The organism is Thermococcus thermotolerans (genome assembly GCF_024707485.1).
In the GTDB taxonomy this organism is placed as follows: Archaea; Methanobacteriota_B; Thermococci; order Thermococcales; family Thermococcaceae; genus Thermococcus; species Thermococcus thermotolerans.
Genome location: NZ_CP102602.1, coordinates 906,321 through 924,816 on the forward strand (window position 1 = coordinate 906,321; position 18,496 = coordinate 924,816).

At 52.3% G+C, this 18,496-nt stretch carries 20 protein-coding genes and 1 CRISPR repeat array; of the genes, 14 read left to right on the forward strand and 6 right to left on the reverse strand.

All coding sequences use genetic code 11. The annotated features are described in order from the left end of the window. Nucleotides 1-13 precede the first annotated feature (13 nt). Nucleotides 14-556: an SWIM zinc finger family protein gene (locus NUS69_RS05205; RefSeq protein WP_258084970.1), complete on the reverse strand. Its 543-nt coding sequence runs from the start codon at nucleotides 554-556 to the stop codon at nucleotides 14-16. Nucleotides 557-649: 93 nt separating this feature from the next. Here NUS69_RS05205 and NUS69_RS05210 point away from each other — a divergent pair, with 93 nt between their 5' ends. Then, the gene (locus NUS69_RS05210; RefSeq protein WP_258084971.1) at nucleotides 650-883 is read left to right on the forward strand and encodes a hypothetical protein; all 234 of its coding nucleotides are present in this window, start codon (nucleotides 650-652) and stop codon (nucleotides 881-883) included. Here the strand turns inward: NUS69_RS05210 and NUS69_RS05215 are convergent. Continuing rightward, on the reverse strand, nucleotides 880-2,181 hold the full coding sequence (locus NUS69_RS05215; RefSeq protein WP_258084972.1) for a DUF4139 domain-containing protein: 1,302 nt from the start codon (nucleotides 2,179-2,181) through the stop codon (nucleotides 880-882). The genes NUS69_RS05210 and NUS69_RS05215 overlap by 4 nt on opposite strands. Nucleotides 2,182-2,335: 154 nt before the next feature. Here NUS69_RS05215 and NUS69_RS05220 point away from each other — a divergent pair, with 154 nt between their 5' ends. The 11 genes from NUS69_RS05220 to NUS69_RS05270 all read left to right on the forward strand — a co-directional run bounded on the left by NUS69_RS05220 (nucleotide 2,336) and on the right by NUS69_RS05270 (nucleotide 12,781). After that, nucleotides 2,336-3,034, forward strand: a complete 699-nt coding sequence (locus NUS69_RS05220; RefSeq protein WP_258084723.1) for an acetate--CoA ligase family protein — start codon at nucleotides 2,336-2,338, stop codon at nucleotides 3,032-3,034. 273 nt (nucleotides 3,035-3,307) lie between these two features. Next, a complete protein-coding gene (gene cas6 / locus NUS69_RS05225; protein ID WP_258084724.1) occupies nucleotides 3,308-4,099 on the forward strand; it encodes a CRISPR-associated endoribonuclease Cas6 in 792 nt (263 codons plus the stop codon). A gap of 79 nt (nucleotides 4,100-4,178) precedes the next feature. Then, entirely contained in the window at nucleotides 4,179-5,552 is a 1,374-nt protein-coding gene (gene cas8a1 / locus NUS69_RS05230) for a type I-B CRISPR-associated protein Cas8b1/Cst1 (protein ID WP_407704653.1), read from the forward strand. Then, complete coding sequence (cas7i, locus tag NUS69_RS05235) at nucleotides 5,549-6,637, forward strand: type I-B CRISPR-associated protein Cas7/Cst2/DevR (protein WP_258084726.1); 1,089 nt, start codon at nucleotides 5,549-5,551, stop codon at nucleotides 6,635-6,637. The genes cas8a1 and cas7i overlap by 4 nt, the downstream gene beginning before the upstream one ends. Before the next feature lie 4 nt (nucleotides 6,638-6,641). Beyond that, a complete protein-coding gene (cas5b, locus tag NUS69_RS05240) occupies nucleotides 6,642-7,259 on the forward strand; it encodes a type I-B CRISPR-associated protein Cas5b (protein WP_258084727.1) in 618 nt (205 codons plus the stop codon). Further along, nucleotides 7,256-9,433, forward strand: coding sequence for a CRISPR-associated helicase Cas3' (gene cas3, locus NUS69_RS05245; RefSeq protein WP_258084728.1), 2,178 nt, complete (start codon nucleotides 7,256-7,258; stop codon nucleotides 9,431-9,433). The genes cas5b and cas3 overlap by 4 nt, the downstream gene beginning before the upstream one ends. Before the next feature lie 57 nt (nucleotides 9,434-9,490). Beyond that, nucleotides 9,491-10,597 carry an AAA family ATPase gene (locus tag NUS69_RS05250; RefSeq protein ID WP_258084729.1) on the forward strand — a complete coding sequence of 369 codons (1,107 nt, stop codon included), beginning with the start codon at nucleotides 9,491-9,493 and terminating at the stop codon, nucleotides 10,595-10,597. A gap of 3 nt (nucleotides 10,598-10,600) precedes the next feature. Further along, nucleotides 10,601-11,110: a CRISPR-associated protein Cas4 gene (gene cas4 / locus NUS69_RS05255; RefSeq protein ID WP_258084730.1), complete on the forward strand. Its 510-nt coding sequence runs from the start codon at nucleotides 10,601-10,603 to the stop codon at nucleotides 11,108-11,110. Nucleotides 11,111-11,119: 9 nt separating this feature from the next. After that, complete coding sequence (gene cas1b / locus NUS69_RS05260) at nucleotides 11,120-12,106, forward strand: type I-B CRISPR-associated endonuclease Cas1b (protein WP_258084731.1); 987 nt, start codon at nucleotides 11,120-11,122, stop codon at nucleotides 12,104-12,106. 10 nt (nucleotides 12,107-12,116) lie between these two features. Further along, nucleotides 12,117-12,542 carry a PD-(D/E)XK nuclease family protein gene (locus NUS69_RS05265; RefSeq protein ID WP_258084732.1) on the forward strand — a complete coding sequence of 142 codons (426 nt, stop codon included), beginning with the start codon at nucleotides 12,117-12,119 and terminating at the stop codon, nucleotides 12,540-12,542. Between the two features lie 44 nt (nucleotides 12,543-12,586). After that, nucleotides 12,587-12,781 carry a PD-(D/E)XK nuclease family protein gene (locus NUS69_RS05270; protein ID WP_258084733.1) on the forward strand — a complete coding sequence of 65 codons (195 nt, stop codon included), beginning with the start codon at nucleotides 12,587-12,589 and terminating at the stop codon, nucleotides 12,779-12,781. Here NUS69_RS05270 and cas2 read toward each other — a convergent pair. The 4 genes from cas2 to pdo all read right to left on the reverse strand — a co-directional run bounded on the left by cas2 (nucleotide 12,774) and on the right by pdo (nucleotide 17,466). After that, nucleotides 12,774-13,031, reverse strand: a complete 258-nt coding sequence (gene cas2, locus NUS69_RS05275; protein WP_258084734.1) for a CRISPR-associated endonuclease Cas2 — start codon at nucleotides 13,029-13,031, stop codon at nucleotides 12,774-12,776. The two genes, NUS69_RS05270 and cas2, sit on opposite strands and share 8 nt — an antisense overlap. Before the next feature lie 522 nt (nucleotides 13,032-13,553). Further along, nucleotides 13,554-15,519: a CRISPR direct-repeat array (repeat unit 30 nt; unit sequence GTTGTAATAAGACTCTAGGAGAATTGAAAG). Between the two features lie 19 nt (nucleotides 15,520-15,538). Beyond that, nucleotides 15,539-16,462: a hypothetical protein gene (locus NUS69_RS05280; RefSeq protein ID WP_258084973.1), complete on the reverse strand. Its 924-nt coding sequence runs from the start codon at nucleotides 16,460-16,462 to the stop codon at nucleotides 15,539-15,541. 91 nt (nucleotides 16,463-16,553) lie between these two features. Continuing rightward, on the reverse strand, nucleotides 16,554-16,754 hold the full coding sequence (locus tag NUS69_RS05285) for a hypothetical protein (protein WP_258084735.1): 201 nt from the start codon (nucleotides 16,752-16,754) through the stop codon (nucleotides 16,554-16,556). Nucleotides 16,755-16,785: 31 nt separating this feature from the next. Beyond that, on the reverse strand, nucleotides 16,786-17,466 hold the full coding sequence (gene pdo, locus NUS69_RS05290) for a protein disulfide oxidoreductase (RefSeq protein ID WP_258084736.1): 681 nt from the start codon (nucleotides 17,464-17,466) through the stop codon (nucleotides 16,786-16,788). A 132-nt stretch (nucleotides 17,467-17,598) separates the two neighbouring features. Here pdo and surR point away from each other — a divergent pair, with 132 nt between their 5' ends. Further along, on the forward strand, nucleotides 17,599-18,321 hold the full coding sequence (gene surR / locus NUS69_RS05295) for a sulfur metabolism transcriptional regulator SurR (protein ID WP_258084737.1): 723 nt from the start codon (nucleotides 17,599-17,601) through the stop codon (nucleotides 18,319-18,321). Next, on the forward strand, nucleotides 18,293-18,496 hold the full coding sequence (locus NUS69_RS05300) for a DUF362 domain-containing protein (RefSeq protein WP_258084738.1): 204 nt from the start codon (nucleotides 18,293-18,295) through the stop codon (nucleotides 18,494-18,496). The genes surR and NUS69_RS05300 overlap by 29 nt, the downstream gene beginning before the upstream one ends.

Sequence of the window (18,496 nt, forward strand, 5' to 3'; positions counted from 1 at the left end):
GTGTTAGGGGGATTTATAAGGGTTTTTGGATTGCCGCCTCAAGCTCCCTGAGCTCGTCCTCAAGCTTCGCCGAAAGCTCGTAGTCGCTGAAGACGTGCCTGTATTCCGCAAGGGTTTCTTCGAGGACGTGAATGGCTTCTATTTTACCGGTCATCCTGACGAGCTTCAAAGCTCGCCTGAAGAGTCTGGCAACCTCGCTCCCGCTCTCGTCCGTACTGAGGGCAAAACGAAGCTCCTTAAGGGTAACGTCGAGCGCCAGCTCCGGAACCTCGGCCAAGAACTCCATGGCGACTGCCTCAGGAAAGAGCCCTGCATGTTTATCGAAGCTCTCGAAGTAGAAGCCGGCCTCATGAGCCTTCATGACCGCTGCCACGTGCTTGCAGTCTCCTCCAAGTGGGCAGGTACAGCGGTTCTCGCCCGTCGAGAGGTCGAGCTCCACGTAGTAGGGGTAAGTGCCCAGAACCTTGGAGAAGAGTTTGCCCCCATGTTTGACTACCCAGAGGACCTTTCCAGCCTTGTAATAGCGCTCCCCCTTCCTGAGGGTTTTTTCGTCCATGGCACTCACTTTAGGGGCTTCGCCCAGGTTTGCTTTAAGCCTTTCGACCGCAACCGTTTTATCTCCCTGTGAGTACTATATCCGGTGGTGACCATGGATGTTTTTGAGCTGGCCAGGCGCTATCACGATGAGCTCGGCATAAAGGAGCCGAGCATGGCTACCATGGCGGCCGAATTTTTCGACGACCTCGGCCTCAAAGTGGCCGAATTCCTTCAAAGCGAGGGCTACGCGATACTGAATACAAAGTTCATAGACTACGACAAGAGCCTCGTGCTTGATGTAACAAAGGGAGAGAAGAGGTTCGAGGTAACGCTCCGGAAGAGCTAATAGCGGTTCTCGTAGTCAAAGACTATCTCCTTCTTTTCTCCGGGGTCAACAGTAACCTTGAACTCCACGTAGTTCATGGTTTCGTCCATCGGCTCAACGCTTGAACTGATAATTCTGCCCCACTTGTAGTGCCTGACTACCACCGTCTTGGAGTCCTTTCCGAAGTTCTCAAGGGTTATCCTGATCCTGTAGTAGGCGTAGCCCTCACCGTTCTTCTGCTCAAGCACTGTTGTTGTGCCCTTAAGGTCATAGTCCCTGCCGACGCCTATTCTGAGGGTATCTCCTTTGGGCGTGTGTTCTATGGCCCTCTCACCTATAAGCAGTGTCCCGTCGTCGGTTTCCCTGTATATCTCAACTATCCCGGCCGGAAGAACCTTCTCGGTCTTGAAGGATATCGACTCGTAGACAGGCCCCTCGCCGGAATAAGGCCAGCTCTCGTAGAGGTACTCCCTCTCGAAGGGAACCTCGAAGCTTATGTAGGGATACATCATCGTGCTGGCCGGGTTGATGTCTGCCACACCGAGCTTGTAGAGATAGAACGCCTCTATCTTCTCCGGCTCGCCGACGCTGACCTGGTCGGTTCCCTTCTCTGCCATCGTGTAGAGAACTCTCGGTTGGGGTAGAGCCTGATACAGCTGGACGTCGCCGGCAACCAGGAGAACCTTTGCATCCCTGAACTCCTGGGCCGTCGGGTTGTTGAGGACTATGTAGCCGTAGAGCCTCGCATTGTCGCCGATGTAGAGCTTGTACCTGCTCTCCCAGCTCATGTTGGAGACGCGGTAGATGATGCTCACGTTGTACTTCCCGGCTTTTTCGGCCTGGAGGACCGCATAAACGCTCGCTTCCCCCTCAAGGTTCTTAGCTTTAAAGTAGGCCACCTCGTTCGGGTTTATGAGGTAGTATCCGTCCCCCTCGATGGCTATCTTCCCGTTCCTGAAGCCGAGGAACTTTCCGGCTATGGTCTCTCCGCCCCTCAGCCTGACCTCGACCTCGCTTCCGACGTTGGCGCTGTAAACGTCTTTAGAGCCTCTGCTGAAGACCCCGAGGACGTGAACGCCCTCGTCGAGCGGCCTTATCGTGACCTCGGCTATGTTCAGCCCCGCCAGCTCATCAAGGGGAACATCGTTCATGCCCTCCTTCAGCTCAATCTCAAGCGTTTTCTCAACGACGCCTATCTTGGCCGAATTGTACAGCACAACGGTCGTATCTACCTGAGATGCCTTGCCGCCCTGGAAGGAAAAAATCGCCAGAATTATCACCAAAATTCCTCCAATCCCCGCGATAATTTTTCTCTTCATCCCTATCACCAATAACACCTTGGACTTTGGAGTATTTATACCCCAGACATCGCTTCAAAGCCGTTAGAAACGAAAGAAACGATAGGTTGACGAATGGAAACCCTTTTAACCCCCCGGCCGGATTGAGAACTGTCAGGCTTATGAGGTGATTGGTATGGACAGGATTGAGAAGGCTAGGGCAATCATCGAGAAGGCCAAGGCCGAAAACAGGCCGCTCGTCGAGCCTGAGGCGAAGGAGATACTCAAGCTCTACGGCGTCCCGGTTCCGGACTTCAAAGTTGCAACCAACGAGGACGAAGCTGTTCAGTTCGCCCGTGAAATCGGCTACCCGGTCGTCATGAAGATCGTTTCTCCGCAGATCATCCACAAGAGCGACGCCGGCGGTGTCAAGGTCAACATCAAGAACGACGAAGAAGCTAGAGAGGCCTTCAAGACCATCATGGAGAACGCCAGGAACTACAAGCCCGATGCAGACCTCTGGGGCGTCATCGTCTACAAGATGCTCCCGCTCGGCAAAGAGGTCATCGTCGGTATGATCCGCGACCCACAGTTCGGCCCGGCGATAATGTTCGGTCTCGGTGGAATCTTCGTCGAGATCCTCAAGGACGTCAGCTTCCGCGTCGCCCCGATAACCAGGGAGGAAGCCCTCGACATGATCAAGGAGATCAAGGCCTACCCGATCCTCGCCGGAGCCCGTGGTGAGAAGCCGGTGAACATCGAGGCCCTCGCCGAGATAATCACCAAGGTCGGCCAGCTCGCCCTTGAGCTCCCGGAGATCAAGGAGCTCGACATCAACCCCATCTTCGCCTACGAGGACAGCGCGGTTGCCGTCGACGCCAGGATGCTTCTCTGAGGGCTTTTGACTCTTTTCTCTATTCTGCCTTCAAACGAATTCTATGTATAATCGCGGTTAGTATAACGGTGGTTATACATTTTGGCACACTACGGACGCATGGGGAGCCTGTCATGTGCTTTTTGTAGTAACGAATTACCACTGCATCGCCATCAAGTAGAACATAATGTCCATTATGCATTGTACTCCAGAGCTTAGAAAACCTTATAAGGATCAAAAACGTACAATTTTTGCCATGCTACATTACACATCACTCCATTGGGAGGCAATGAGATGAGGTTTGCAATAAGACTCCTCCCAGAGAATGACACATTCAAGGTTCCCTTCAGCCATCAGCACTACCTTCAAGGCTTAATCTACAGGAGGATTCAGCGAGTCAACCCGGACCTCAGCCTTCGCCTCCATTCCCCCAAGATACCGAAGTTCTTCACGTTCTCGCTGTTCATGGCTGAAAAGAGGGACTTCGAAAAGGGACGGCCGTATTTCCTGGGGCGTGGAAGGGGCTTCTTCTACTTTTCAACGGCGGTTCCGGAGATAGCGGAGGCCTTCATAGGGGGACTCCTACAGAAGCCCGAGGTCGAACTCTGGGGCGAGCGGTTCACCGTTGAAGAGGTAAAGGCCTTAGCAGAGCCGGAAAGGCTGAACGAAAGGAAGTTCGTGACGCTCTCGCCGATAGCGGTAACTACCAGGAGGATTCAGTTCGGAAAGCCGAGGAGCTATGACCTCAGCCCAGCAGAGCCTGAGTTCTACGAGCATCTCAGGGACAATCTGCTCGAAAAATACGCCGCACTCCATGGAAAGGTGCCCGAGAACCGTGAGCTTGATGTGAAAGTACTGCTCGCCAAGCCAAAACGGTTCGAGGTAAAGCCCGGAATCTTTCAGAGGGCCTGGCACCTCGTCTTCCGGGCCAAGGGGAGCGAGGAGCTCCTCCGCATAGGCTATCAAGCGGGCTTCGGGGAGAAGAACTCGATCGGCTTCGGGATGGTGAGGGTTGATGGGAGTAAGGAAAAGGTAAAAAGGTGCTGGAAGGGAGGTGAGGGACATCAGAAAGGAGAAACCTCTTGATGAATTTTTGATAGGCCAACCAACAAATGAACCATCTCATAGTTCAAGGAAAACTTCAGAAGAGAAAAGAAATGACTCCCTGTTCTATTGGACGGGTCATCCGTTTGTTGATGCTGGCCTCATAGCTCTGCTCCTCATTAGCAAGAAGAACTCGCCCGAAGAGCTTACCGAGAAGGACATCGAGAAGGTGATAGACTTCTCCTCGAAGCTCTACGCACGGAAGGAGTGGAGCTCGGGCTACATTCACGCGATGATGCTCCCGAACAGCGGAATCCTCATGGCCAATCCCAGCATGACAAAGAGAAGAACACCCAAAGCGATAGCTGAGAACCTAAAGGCTCTCCTCAACGAACCCGGGGATAAAAACGCGCCAATCTGTGAAATCTGTGGGAGGAGGCACTCCCGTTCAAAGTCAGTCTATCGCTCCGACTTCCCGCTGGTCGGCACAGGAGGGGTTCCCAACTACTTTCCCTCGGCGAAAGATGGCCTCAACGTCTGCTCCCACTGCCTCTTCCTCGTGCAATTCCTACCTCTGGTAGCTTACAAAGTCGGGGGAAGGGTTCTCGTGATCCACACCTACCCCTACGAGCTTATGCTCAAACTCCACCACGAGGCCATAAACGACGTCAGGAAGAACTTCCTCGCCTCAAACGCAAGGGACTTTAAGAGACCGGAGAACTTCCTCTTTCGTCTGCTGGGGGAGCTGACGAGAAAGACGAAGCGTGACGACCTTTGGGCTAATGCTTCGATAACGCTCTACCACTTCGTGAACAACAACCAGGGACAGGATCTTCAGATAATCCACGTTCCAACGCCCGTCCTTCGCTTCATTGCCCGTGCCAATAGCAAAGATCCGAATGGTTGGAAGAGGATAGTCGCGATGGGCTGGCGCAAACAGCCGAGCGAGGAGGAGTTCGAGAAGTACGAGAGGAGCTACGCCAACGAGGTTTACGCCAGGCTCTTGGCCGAGGAAAGCATCTTGCCCTACTTCATCGACATGAAAAACCGCCGTGCGAACGCAAAATGGTCACTTTTGTCTTTTTACTGCTCGGAGGTGTTGGGTTTGGATAAGAAGACTTTGGAGTTTATTAAAGAAGTCGGAGATAGGATTGTCCAAACGCTGGAGAATCTCCCTGACAACCAGCTTTCAAGGCGTGTCAGGGAGCTTGAGAGGGCGGAAAAGCTCTACCAGTTCGAAGCTTTCTTCGTAAACCTCGAAAAGCTCCGCCAGAGGCTTGGAATAGAGAAGCCTCTCATGACCTTCGACGAGTTTGCAATGGTTCTAACATCATACGGTGAGGACTTGAACGTCTCGTGGAGGACAGTGAAGAACCTCCTGCTGTTCAGGGTCTATGAAAGGCTCCATGACAGATTGATGAAGGCCTCTGAAGAGGCCGAGGAGGTTGAGGAGGACGAAGAAGTTGAAATCTTTGGAATGGGGGTGGAAGAATGAGATTCGCGACTGGAATGGTGTTGATTGACGCACCGCACTCCGCTTTAAACATGCTCGGAATCGACGAGAGTCTGGCAGATAGAAACGTGACGAGGGTTAAGACCTTTAGGAAGGGCGGAAAACGCTATCCTTACGTTTCGCCCCAAGCTTGGCGCTACTGGTGGCGCTTTACCCTCAAGGAGCACTTTAACTGGGAGCTCTCCCCCCTCTACCGCGAGCAGAAGCAGGTCTTCACCGCGGCGAACCCCCTCAAGTATCCGGACGACGACGTCTTTGGTTATATGAGGGCCTTCAAGAAAGGTGGTGTGAACGTCACAGTCACGAGGGTTTCCCCGCTAAAGAACACGCCTTTGATTTCAATACTCCCCGATAGAAGCTCTCTGACAGTTGATGAGGGCTACGCCTCAAGGCACGAGGGAGACCCAGTTCCCTACAGCCAAGAGTTTTACTCGACGGTTTTTAAGGGGGCGTTTTCCCTCGACCTTGAGGCGATTGGGAGGTTTACCCTGATAAGCAAGGCGGGCTTCAAGAACCTCCTGACATGGGACGACGTTCCAAGGGACAAGAAGGGCAACCCCAAGAAAGGCACTGAGGACGTCGTTAGGGAAATCGAGGACATGGAGCACATAGCGAAGGAACTCGGCGTCGAGAAGCGCGACAAGGAGTGGCTCATGCCACCCGAAATCCGGAAGAAGCGCGCCACCGATGCAATCAAGGCCCTCCGTCTCCTCACAGGTGGGGCAAAGCAGACAGCTTACCACACAGACATTACTCCCAAGTTCGTCCTGCTCCTCAACGTTGACGCGGGCATAAATCCCTTCATAAGCGACATCGTCTTCGAGGAGAAGGGAGAAATCAAGTTCGATTCCAATGCCCTAGCCAAGAGACTTGCCGACCTCAAAGACGTTATCCCCGACGGTGCAAAGCTCTACATCGGCTATGACGAGGGATTCGTTCGCGCCCTCGGCTGGGACATCGATGAAATCGCCAAGGCTGTGAAGGAATCTGGCATTGAGGTCTTCACAGGCACCGTGGGGGAGGCCATAGCGGAGTTTACAAAGGAAATCGAGGCCTACTACGGGTGAGCCCATGATACGGGTTAAACTGAGGGCCTGGACTGCCTCTTTCCGTTATCCCACCTTTCAGTCGGGCTACCAGCCAACCCTACCGGTCCCACCGCCTTCAACCATACAGGGGATTCTTTCAGCTGCCAAAGGCGAGCCAGTCTACCTGACCGAGCTCCCCTACGTTGGCTACGTCTTCAGGAGCGGGGGAAAGGGCCTTGACCTCGAAAAAATCTACGCCCTTGGAAAGGTCGAGACGGACATAATGAGGCGCGAGTTCCTCTACAATGCTGAACTATACCTCTACCTGCCCGATGAGTGGAAGGAACACTTCAGAAGGCCGAGATACCAGCTTCTCCTCGGTCGTTCGAGCGACGTGGCAACGGTCGAGGAGATAAAGGAGGTTAGCCTTGAGGAGAAGGAAGCACCCGTCGGTGGGACGGTCCTCCCTGTGAACCTTGGAGTTCCCGGCGTCGTTCACGCCCTCGTTGTCGAGTACGACTACTCGGTAACGCCGAGGAAGGCGAGGCTCGTTAGGCCCTTCGTCGTCCTTCCGTTCCCAAGGGGCAAGGCACCGAGGCTGAAGTTTCCCTACGATAAAGAACTCGGTGTCGGGGTCTACCTCCACAGGTGGCACGAATGAGGGTCTGCTACGCCAAGTTCCTCCCGCACGATTTCCTTGAGTGCCACACAAACGACGCTATAAACGTGCTGAAGAGCATGAGAAGAGCCTTTAAGTGGCTTGAAGAGTTCTTCCCACGCATTTGGGAGCTTTCTTTTTATTCCGTCCTTCTCCACGACCTCGGTAAGTGTGCGAGCGGGTTCCAGAGGGACCCGAGAAAGTGGGGCTACCGCCACGAGATACTCTCGACACCGTTTACCTCCTTCCTTAGCCTTCCTGATGATGAGAGAAACCTCGTGGCTCTCGCAATCCTCACTCATCACCGAACCCTCGACGAGATTGAGGAGGTACTGCCAGGTGGGGAACACCGGGGGGAGTTTGAGGAGAAGGTTGGGGAGCTCCTTCAGAACAGGGACTACATTGAGGGAATTTTCTTCGAGCGGGTTCCCTACTGGGAGCTGTACTTCTTCGGAAGGAGAAAAGGAATTTTCAATCCTCCAGCGGACTGGATCGAAGGGATTAGGGACTACGACTTCGACTCCCTGCTCGGCTGGTACGAGCGGAATGCTGGGAAGTACTGGAACGAGCTCCTTTTCCTCCGTGGAATTCTCAACGCTTCAGACCACCTTGCTTCAGCCGGTGAGCTTGCCGTTCGCTTGCTGTCCGACATAAGAACCGCCGTTGAGTCCCATCTTCCCCCGGAGCACTGGAGGCCCCTCCAAAAAGAGGCGAGTGAAACGGAGGGCAACTTAATCCTACGCGCGCCGACGGGTTACGGCAAGACCGAGGCTTCTCTCCTCTGGGCCAACCGGAATGCGTTCCAAACCAGGAAAGGAATAGCCAGCAGGATATTCTACGTCCTCCCATACAAGGCCAGCATAAACGCCATGCACTCGCGCCTTTTGACTCTCTTCCGCGAGCCAGAACTCGTGGGCGTTCTTCACAGCTCTGCAGCCTTTTACCTTTACTCCTCCAAGCTGGAATACAAACGCCTCTCCTCGCTCTACAGGAAGATTTATACGCCCCTCAAGGTCACGACGCCGTTTCAGCTCATGAAACCTTTCTTCGGCGTTGGCTTTCCTGAGATGGGTCTGACGGAGCTGACTGGCTCGCTCCTCATCTTCGACGAGATTCACGCCTACGAACCAAACGTCCTTGGGATAATCCTCGCCATGCTCGAACTGCTGAGGGAGAGAAAAACCAAGACCCTAGTGATGACGGCCACACTACCAAAATTCCTTGAGGAACTCTTGCGCGATATTCTTAAGCCCCGTTTGTTGAGTGTCGAGCCGGAGGAGGCCAACAGGTTTACGAGGCACCGCGTGAACGTCATAGACGGCTCGATGGACGAGGTTGGGGAGCTTCTCACTGAAGTCCGGGCGGAAGGCCCCGTTCTCATAGCTTGCAATACGGTATCAAGGGCGATTGATGTTTACTCGCACCTGCGCGATGATTATAACACCATGCTCCTTCACAGCAGGTTCACCTACGGAGACAGGGAGGAGAAGGAGAGGAAGCTCCTTGTGAACCTAAACGACTACGACGTCGTCGTTGCCACCCAAGTTGTGGAAGTTTCGCTCGACATAAGCTTCTCGACGATAATCACAGAACCTGCTCCCCTCGATGCCCTGATTCAGCGCTTCGGCAGAGTGAACAGGCGGGGATTTGGAGAACCGAGGGACGTTTATATCCTGACGAAGGGGGGCGATGGAGACAAAAAGGTGTATCCGATGGAAGTCGTGAGGGAGAGCCTCAAACTCCTTGCGGAACTCAACGGAAAGCCCCTTCTTGAATCGATGGTTCCGGAACTCGTTACCAGTGCGTACGAGCCGTTGGCAAACAAGCTTAGGACGGACGTCATGACTTATCGCGAGCAGGCCCTTGAGCTGTTTAGGAGTCGGAAGCCACTGAGGGGCAGGGAGAGCGAACAGAGGTTCTACGAGATGTTCCACGGCCTCGAAGCGGTTCCTAGTGTTTATCAGGACAGGGTCCTGGAACTGATTATCCATGGGAGGTCAATCGAGGTCCACCGATATCTCGTTCCCGTTCCATGGTGGCTCTTTATGAGCGAAAGCTACGCCTTCCATCGTCTTTCCGACAGGGGGCCTGGTAAATACGTTCTCGTTGCGGAGCTTGAGTACAGCCCCGAGCTTGGCCTTCTGAGAGAACCGTCAAGCGGGGGCGAGGCGCTGTGAGCTACAACAAAAACTATAAAATTTATTACATAAAATACTGTTACAGGTGAAGGTGTAATGAAGGCACCCTTCGTCTATGGGAGAAAAGTGGGCAGGGAACACTTTGCAGACAGAGAGGAAGAGGTTGAGAGGCTCAAAATAGCCATGATGAGCGGTCAGAACGTTATCATATACTCACCAAGGCGCTATGGAAAGAGTTCCCTCGTGGGCATTGCCCTGGAGGAACTTGGGAAAAAAGTGTATCCGATAGAAGTCGACTGCTCGGGGGTCCTCACCAAGAAAGAGCTTGCCGAGAGAATAAGCTCGGCAGCGATAAGAACATGGAAAGGACGGATAGAGGAGTTCCTGAGGAAGCTGTTTAAAACAACAACGCCCAGAATCATCATAGGAAAAAGACTCAGCGTGGAGTTTGTTGTGGGAGAGGAAAACACCGCCCTCGAAGAAGCTCTAAAGTTGCCAAAGCGTCTCGCGGAGATCACAGGAAAGAGAGTTGTGGTCGTTTTTGATGAGTTCCAAGAGGTGAGCAACCTTGGAAAGGAAGTTCTCCCAAAAATGCGCGCCGAATTTCAGAAACATAAGGGCGTGACCTACGTCTTCGTGGGGAGCAAGCAGGGGATGATGCGTGAGATATTCCAGTCACCCAGCAGTCCCTTTTACAACTTCGGGATGCACATGATTCTCAAGAGAATCCCAGAGGGGAAGTTCAAGCCCTTCATTGAAAACAAATTCAAGGAGAGTGGGTTTGAGATTGACGACGAGCTGATAGACTCCGTGCTGAGGATAACTAAAGGACATCCTCACTACACGCAGATGCTGTGCTACCGACTGTGGTTAAACGCCCTCCTTTCGAAGAGGGGCGGTATATCCGGGGAAGACCTGGAGAAAGCCCTTGAAGAGATACTCAACGAAACAGCGGAGTTCTTTGAGGAAATGTGGGACTCCCTGACGATAAACCAGCGGAGGCTCCTCGTTGCGATAGCGCGGAACGAGAGCGACCTTTACTCAAGGGACTTCCTTAACCGATACGGCTTTGAAAGGGCTTCAACAGTCCAGGCGGCGTTGAGGGCCCTTAAAGAAAAGGAGCTGATAGTGCGGGAAAATGGAAAATACTTGATAGAAAATCCCCTCTTTGAGCTCTGGATACTCAAGGTAAGCGAGGGCTGAAGGGTGGAGGAATACCCCCTCGATGACCTCCTCATCACCGGCACGGAAATCAACTACCTCTTCATCTGTCCGACAAAGCTCTGGTACTTCGCGAAGGGCATAACGATGGAGCAGGAGAGTGAGTGGGTCGACCTCGGCAAATTCCTCCACGAGCGGCGCTACGGCAACGAGGAGAAGGAGGTTCAGATCGGGAGGGTAAAGATAGACTTCATCAGGAAGGGCGAAATCATAGAGGTTCACGAGGTTAAAAAGGGCAAGTCCATGGAAAAGGCCCACGAGATGCAGGCGCTCTACTATCTCTACTACCTCAAACGGCTCGGTGTCAAGGCCGTGGCTGTTCTCCACTACCCCCAGCTCAACGAGACGAAGGAGATAACCCTCGACGGCAGGGAGCGGGAAGTTGAAGAAGCTATCCAAGAGGTAGCCCAGATTAAATCATTACCCTCCCCTCCGAAGCCGGTTAAATCGAAGAAATGCCGGAAATGCGCCTACTACGAGCTCTGTTGGGTCTGAGGTGGTGGTATGCGAAAGCGCTCCAAAACGATTCTCTCCGATGGAACCCTCTTCCGGAGGGAGAACACCCTCTACTTCCAGAACGCCAAGATGGAAAAGCCAAAGCCCCTTGTGGTGGAGGGCATCTACGACATCTACATCTACGGCCACGTGAACATAACATCCCAAGCGCTTCACTACCTCGCCCAGAAGGGAATAGCGGTTCACTTCTTCAACCACTACGGCTACTACGACGGCAGCTTTTACCCGAAGGAGAAGCTGCACTCCGGAGACCTGGTCATAAGGCAGGCCGAGCACTACCTCGACCGAGAGAAGCGCCTTGAACTGGCGAGGCTCTTCGTTAAAGGCTCAGCCCTGAACATGGGGAAGAACCTGAAGCGCTGGAAGGTCGCCGATGGCTTCTCCGACCTGGTGAGGGAGCTGTTTGAGGAGCTTGAAAATGCCAGAAAAATAACCGAGATTATGAACGTTGAAGCCCGTATAAGGAGTGAGTACTATTCAAGATGGGACGAGCACCTGCCCGAGGGGTTCAAGATAGTCAAGCGCACGCGCAGACCACCGGAGAACGAGATGAACGCCCTGATAAGCTTCCTCAACTCAAGGCTCTACGCGACGATAGTTTCCGAGCTCTACAACACCCAGCTCGTCCCGACCGTCAGCTATCTCCACGAGCCAGGGGAGAGGCGCTTTTCCCTGGCGCTCGACCTGAGCGAAATTTTCAAGCCGGTCATAGCGGACAGGGTAGCCAACAGGCTCGTGAGGCAGGGGGTTATCAGGAAAGAACACTTCAGGGAAGAACTCAATGGAGTTCTGCTCACAAAAGAAGGCATGAGAAAAGTGACGGAGGCGTACAACGCTGAGCTACGGAAGAGCGTGAGGCACCCAAACCTGAGAAAGAACGTGACGAAGCAGAGGTTGATAAGGCTCGAAGCCTACAAGCTCATGCGCCACTTCGTTGGTAGCGGCAGGTATGAGCCGCTGGTGGCGTGGTTCTGAGGTGGGGAATATGGACTACCCTGAGGAGATTGAAGAGTTCAACGAGAGGATCCGTAACGCAATAGCCGGAAAGACGCCGGAACGGAAGATATGGGTGACTTCCCTGAGCTTCTGCCTTCGCAAGGCGGCGCTCTCTGTTTATCTTGGAACGTTCAGGTACGAAAGGACGGGGGAGATGCTCGTCGGCAGTATCCTGCACGAATGGCTGGGGAACGCCGTGAGTGGAGACGACATAGAGTTCGAGGTGCCGGTTGAATACACACTGGACGAGGGCTGGAAGCTCGTTGGGAGGGTGGATGCAGTTAAGGGAGACTATCCCCTGGAGTTCAAGTTCCGGGGGTTTACTGCGGGGGTGATGAGAGCCCAAAGGATCCGGAGGAGCTGGATGAACCGCCCAGGCTCGCCGTTGAGCAGCTCAACACGTACCTCAACATAATGGAAAAGGAAAAAGGTTACATCTATGTATTTGACAAGAACGGAATGAACTTCAAGCCGTTTGAGGTCAGAAGAGACAGGGAGCAGTTCCAGAAGATACTTGGGAGAGCCAGAATCGTCATCAGCGGTGTAAAGCAACTCGAAGCAGGCAACTTTCCAAATTGGATAAAACCGCGCTGGAAGGACGAGTGTGAAGGGTGTCTCTTTAGGCCAATATGCGATGCGGTGGAGGCTAAATAACGTCCCCCATCGGGTTCTTTTCCACCCCTATCACTTCTCTGGCCGGCATGGAGCGGAACCTGTATATAACCACCGAATCCTCGTCCTCGTCAATCAGCTCCCTGAGGGTGGCCTTTATCCTCTCGAACTCCGCTTTTGTGATTTCCCCCTCGAAGACGCTGTTCTGAACCCAATGGAGATGCTGGCGCAGGAACTTCTTGACGTTATTGACCCGCTTCACATTTACGTCATAGACGATGAGGACGTACATGCCACCACCATAGAGAGTATCAAGGCAGGGCTTTTAGGGGTTGCGATTGTGTCATATCACGTTTAAATACCCAAAATATCCCTAAGATGGGTGTTTGAGGAGCATATTCAAAAACACCGCCCGCTCAGCGTTTGGGAAGTCTTAAATAACCTGAAGTTATAATATACCAGATTGTTATTTATTCGTCCAATAAATGTAACTAAATTTTTTCAGAATAGATGGATAAGCCAGAAATACCCTCAAAATTTCCTATACCCCCATAGAAATAGACCTTTCAGAATTTAGTGCGAATTCCTGCTCTGTTCTTTCAAATAAAAGCACGACAAGATTCTGGAGACCACAAAGTAACAACAAGCAGGTGACTAAAACGAAGGCCCCACGGTTAGTAGAAAGCCATAAAACCCAGGAGAGGGCCAAAATTGGAACCCCCAGCAAGCTCCACGAAACCCCCTCCGAAGAAAGATTTATAAAAACAAAGAGTGTTTATTCCTTTATAGGGCAAAAGAAGGTAAAAGCCGCCCTGTTGTAATAAGACTCTAGGAGAATTGAAAGGAGAGCAGGATTGTCGGCAGAGCTTGCAAGAAGGATGTTGTAATAAGACTCTAGGAGAATTGAAAGCTCACTAGGGAGTTGACGAAAGATTTCAATCTGGAGTTGTAATAAGACTCTAGGAGAATTGAAAGGGCTTTCCCACATCCGGAACTCGCCGGCCTAAATAAAGTTGTAATAAGACTCTAGGAGAATTGAAAGGGAAAGGTTTATGTGATTGCTGTGGTGTTAGGAATGGTTGTAATAAGACTCTAGGAGAATTGAAAGACGGAGAGGTGGCTATGGGCTTTCCTCTCTCATGGATGTTGTAATAAGACTCTAGGAGAATTGAAAGCAATCTCTTTATCAATGTAAAGATTCAACCGGACTTTACGTTGTAATAAGACTCTAGGAGAATTGAAAGTCACATAGCTGACAGCTCTCTGGTCGCGCTTGCGCCAGAAGTCGTTGTAATAAGACTCTAGGAGAATTGAAAGGATCTACTACTATGACCCAGATGGGCTCACCACAGACGTTGTAATAAGACTCTAGGAGAATTGAAAGCTTCACTGAGCTCGAAGACTACGACCTCGTCTGGCTCAGTTGTAATAAGACTCTAGGAGAATTGAAAGAGCATCGACGTCACCAACGTCCCCGCAATGGTTGTGTTGTAATAAGACTCTAGGAGAATTGAAAGGCCTAGACATCGTTGAGCTCGTGGAAGCGCTCAAGGTTGTAATAAGACTCTAGGAGAATTGAAAGTCCTCCGTGGTGATGGCAACAAAGTCCCCCGCCTCGAGTTGTAATAAGACTCTAGGAGAATTGAAAGATGTTGTCGCTCAGCATGATGTTCTTCGTCCCGTCCCGTTGTAATAAGACTCTAGGAGAATTGAAAGTTCGGAGTCATGATGCCCTCGGGGAAGGGTATATGAGTTGTAATAAGACTCTAGGAGAATTGAAAGGAACCTCCCCTCTTAGGCCAGCGTCCGACTCACGCAGTTGTAATAAGACTCTAGGAGAATTGAAAGACGAAGCCTCTCCTTAACCCACCACTTGGGCATGCCTTGTTGTAATAAGACTCTAGGAGAATTGAAAGAGCTCGGTGTATTGTGGCGAGTAGTTGCTCCAAAAGGTTGTAATAAGACTCTAGGAGAATTGAAAGAAATTCAGTATTGACATACACCCTAATCTCGCCAGCGGTTGTAATAAGACTCTAGGAGAATTGAAAGCCGTGAGAAGCCCTTGTAGCGCTTGAGGAAGTGGGTGTTGTAATAAGACTCTAGGAGAATTGAAAGGTGTAGTTGAAGTCAATACCATATGTCGCCGAGTAGTTGTAATAAGACTCTAGGAGAATTGAAAGAGCTTGAGATGAGGAAGCACATGACTCTTGCAAACCGTTGTAATAAGACTCTAGGAGAATTGAAAGGCCCATCTCGGTCGAGAGGTAGTCAGCTATCGCACCGTTGTAATAAGACTCTAGGAGAATTGAAAGAAGACTTCAAAGGTTCCCTCTCCTAACCTAAGCCCGTTGTAATAAGACTCTAGGAGAATTGAAAGCCAAGAGCCTCTGCCTCTCAGTGAGCAAGATGTTCCTCGTTGTAATAAGACTCTAGGAGAATTGAAAGACGCAGGAATCGGTTGCGATTCGTTTCGAGGCATATCGTTGTAATAAGACTCTAGGAGAATTGAAAGGAGATAAAAGAGCGCCTTGAGGCGACCCTTGACTGGGTTGTAATAAGACTCTAGGAGAATTGAAAGCTATCACGTCGTCAGCCTCTTCCCTCTTCAAGGACTGGGTTGTAATAAGACTCTAGGAGAATTGAAAGGAAGGCATTGGAAGAGAGGAACCAGCGCATCAAGGAAGTTGCAATAAGACTCTAGGAGAATTGAAAGTGACTAAAGCCGTCAAGATTTACAAGAACAAGTACATGTTGCAATAAGACTCTAGGAGAACAAAACGATGAAAAACCCGGGAAGGGTCATCTAAGCAGCATCCCAAAGGAGCGCTCGAAGATCTCGCCGTGGCCGCCAAAGGCCTCGAACATCCGTTCCGAGTACGCGGATGAGGCGACCCTGAGAAACTCCCGCAGGTTCCTCTGTATCTCGTCGGTCATGGGGACGTGGAGGGGCATTGGCTCGTAGTAGTCCAGGCCCTTCATGAGCCCAGTTGAAAAGTACCAGAGCGTCTTCCTGACCTTTCTCCCCTTCACAACGGAAAAGCTTGCCCCGGAGCAGTAGAACGCCGCATGAAGCACGATTATTTTTTCTATCTCAACGCCCTTCCTGAGGAGCCTCTTCCGCTCCGAATCGCCCGAAAGGTCCGTTATCCTGTAGCCGCTCCTTGTCTGGGTGTCGTGAGGAATCCGCAGGTGGTGGACGTCCTCAACCTTTGGGTCATAGACAAGGACATCGGTCCCCCCAACGACAAAGAGCTTTCCATCCCGAACCTCTATAACGGTGTTCTCTGTGCTGAGAACCGTGAGCCCCTTGGCGAGTGCGAGGGCAGACATGGTGCTCTTTCCGCTGTGGGGATAGCCGATGAAGAGAACCGCTCCTCCCTCGGGCCTTACAATGGACACAGAATCGGTGAGGAATATCCTGCCCTTTTTCATACCCGCCCTTGCCGCGGCCTGGAGCAGGAAGAAAATCGGCGCTTCGTTGCCGTAGGCGGAGGGCACCCCCGCCTCAAGCTTGTACCTGTCAACGCCGGAGACATCGTAAATCGCCCCAAAGACCCTGAATCTGTCGCCCTTGAAGCGCTCGATTACAACCTCCGGGTCGCCGGAGCTTTCATCCACGTCGGGCAGGTAACGCCTTGCAAAAAGTCCCCTGAAGCCATCTTCAAAGCCATCATCAAGCTCTCCGGTGAAAAGAACGTTAACTCCGCCTATCCTGAGCGCCATCGCTTCACCCACCATAGGCTGGGCAGGGGGATTTATAACTTTTCCGTGAAACAGGAGAGGGGAAGGGGCCGTTTTGACATTTACATGTCCATCAGTTTTCTGCCTTCCTCCGCGTGAGTCCCAGATGGGCCCACCATGCTAGGAAAAAGACGCCGAGGAACATCGCGGCATCTGTTATCATATCGCCCCAAAAAGTCCCGGGGTTGTAAAGCCTGACAACGCCGCGCATCACATAGCCAAGTGCATAGAAACCAAAAGCTATGAGCAGAGATGTCGAAAACCTCAATCTCACGATGCCCACCGAGAAAAGGAATTAAGAGCCCTCAGCTGAGGGCCGCGAGGAGCTTCTCCAGGAACATCTTCTCCGGATAGGCGCCCTCAAACTGAACCCTGTCCTCCCCGTCCACCTGTATAACAATCTTCGGGACGGCCATGACGCTGTACTGGTCGGCCCACTCAGGGTACTCGATGGCCTCGACCATGTCACCGAGTATCCTGCCCTTGCCGGCCTTGGCGTTCTCAAGGGCGAACTTGTGGGCCATCCTGACTGCCAGCGGGCAGTACGGGCAGGTTGGGGTGACGAAGACGAGTATCCTGACGTCCCTGTCGACCTTGGCAAGCTCCTCTTTGCTGTCGGGCATGAGGTCGGTGGTGGCGTTGCTGACGTCAACGATGTCCTCCAGGAACGCCCCGAACTCGTGGCCAGCCGGAAGGCCGAAGAACCTGACGCCCATGTCCCTGCCGTCCTGGGTTATGGTGACGGCCGGAGCGCGGTCGATCCTGTACTGCTCGGCGAGCTTCCTGCCTTCCTCACTGTCGAAGTCGTGGAACTCGTAGGTGAGCTTGTCGCTCAGCTCCGCGAGCTCCTGGACAAGCTGTTTGAGCTGGTCGCAGTACTGGCAGTGCTCTTTTCCTATAAATCCGATGATCTTGACCGGGTTCGTCATCTTGGAGAAGAACTCCTCCCTGATGACCTTCTTGTCCGCGTCGCTAATCAATCCCATTCCAAACACCTCCACATAAGGTTTATAACGATTGGATTACAATCTCTCCGTAGGATTCAAACTCCGGTTTGCAACCTAAGGTTGAATGTTCACTATATAAGCTTTGCGTCACAGATTTGGGTGGTGTAGGTCATGAGTGAACCCGACATCTTTTACATACTGGGGAACAAGGTGAGGCGCGACCTGCTCAGCCACCTCACCTGCACCGAGTGCTACTTTAGCTTCCTCAGCAGCAAGGTTAGCGTGTCCTCAACGGCGGTGGCAAAACACCTTAAAATCATGGAGCGCGAGGGAATACTCAAATCCTACGAGAGAGAAGGGCCGTTCATAGGGCCGGCCAGGAAGTACTACAACATAGCGATCTCCAGGACTTACGTCACAACGGTGACGCCGAACCTCTTCTGGTACAGGGGGCTTGACCTCGGGGACTTCTCCTTCGAGAAGGCAGAGATTGACCTGACTCGCATACCCATAGAGCACGAGAGCCTTCTCGGGATGGTAAACTCCTTCCTTGATCTCCAGAAAGAACTTGAAAAGATACTCCAGGCGCTTCAGGCGGTGGAAAGCAGGCGCGACAGGCTTATGAAGGAGATCAAAGAGCGCTATCTCCAGGAGATAGGCGATATGACCCAGCTCGCAATACTCCACTACCTCCTGCTGGCCGGCGAAGCCACTATCGAGGACTTGAGCGACAGGCTTAACCTCAAGGAGCGGGAGGTTCTTGTGAAGGCCCAGGAACTGGACAGATTCATACCGTTAATAATAAAAGACGGAACGATCAAAATCGACGAGAAAAAGCTGAAACAAAAGCTCGGCGGTGTCGAATATGCCGGAGAAAATAAGGGTCGTGGTTAACGAGGACAAGTGCTACCTCTGCGGCGGCTGTGCTGGGGTCTGCCCCACCCTTGCAATAAACGTAAGCGCCTCAAGGTGGGAGTTCTTCCAGGAAAAGTGCATCTCCTGCAGGATATGCATCAGTGCCTGTCCAGTGGGTGCTCTCAGCGGTGAACCCCTGGAGGTGGGAGAGTGA

What these genes read in the sequence shown, in the direction of transcription:
- cas6 (WP_258084724.1), top strand. Translation starts at nt 3,308, where the DNA reads ATGAGGTTTGCAATAAGACTCCTCCCAGAGAATGACACATTCAAGGTT.
- NUS69_RS05270 (WP_258084733.1), top strand. Translation starts at nt 12,587, where the DNA reads ATGAACTTCAAGCCGTTTGAGGTCAGAAGAGACAGGGAGCAGTTCCAG.
- NUS69_RS05220 (WP_258084723.1), top strand. Translation starts at nt 2,336, where the DNA reads ATGGACAGGATTGAGAAGGCTAGGGCAATCATCGAGAAGGCCAAGGCC.
- pdo (WP_258084736.1), bottom strand. Translation starts at nt 17,466, where the DNA reads ATGGGATTGATTAGCGACGCGGACAAGAAGGTCATCAGGGAGGAGTTC.
- NUS69_RS05280 (WP_258084973.1), bottom strand. Translation starts at nt 16,462, where the DNA reads ATGGCGCTCAGGATAGGCGGAGTTAACGTTCTTTTCACCGGAGAGCTT.
- surR (WP_258084737.1), top strand. Translation starts at nt 17,599, where the DNA reads ATGAGTGAACCCGACATCTTTTACATACTGGGGAACAAGGTGAGGCGC.
- NUS69_RS05210 (WP_258084971.1), top strand. Translation starts at nt 650, where the DNA reads ATGGATGTTTTTGAGCTGGCCAGGCGCTATCACGATGAGCTCGGCATA.
- NUS69_RS05215 (WP_258084972.1), bottom strand. Translation starts at nt 2,181, where the DNA reads ATGAAGAGAAAAATTATCGCGGGGATTGGAGGAATTTTGGTGATAATT.
- NUS69_RS05250 (WP_258084729.1), top strand. Translation starts at nt 9,491, where the DNA reads ATGAAGGCACCCTTCGTCTATGGGAGAAAAGTGGGCAGGGAACACTTT.
- cas7i (WP_258084726.1), top strand. Translation starts at nt 5,549, where the DNA reads ATGAGATTCGCGACTGGAATGGTGTTGATTGACGCACCGCACTCCGCT.
- NUS69_RS05300 (WP_258084738.1), top strand. Translation starts at nt 18,293, where the DNA reads ATGCCGGAGAAAATAAGGGTCGTGGTTAACGAGGACAAGTGCTACCTC.
- cas2 (WP_258084734.1), bottom strand. Translation starts at nt 13,031, where the DNA reads ATGTACGTCCTCATCGTCTATGACGTAAATGTGAAGCGGGTCAATAAC.
- NUS69_RS05265 (WP_258084732.1), top strand. Translation starts at nt 12,117, where the DNA reads ATGGACTACCCTGAGGAGATTGAAGAGTTCAACGAGAGGATCCGTAAC.
- cas1b (WP_258084731.1), top strand. Translation starts at nt 11,120, where the DNA reads ATGCGAAAGCGCTCCAAAACGATTCTCTCCGATGGAACCCTCTTCCGG.
- NUS69_RS05205 (WP_258084970.1), bottom strand. Translation starts at nt 556, where the DNA reads ATGGACGAAAAAACCCTCAGGAAGGGGGAGCGCTATTACAAGGCTGGA.
- cas3 (WP_258084728.1), top strand. Translation starts at nt 7,256, where the DNA reads ATGAGGGTCTGCTACGCCAAGTTCCTCCCGCACGATTTCCTTGAGTGC.
- cas5b (WP_258084727.1), top strand. Translation starts at nt 6,642, where the DNA reads ATGATACGGGTTAAACTGAGGGCCTGGACTGCCTCTTTCCGTTATCCC.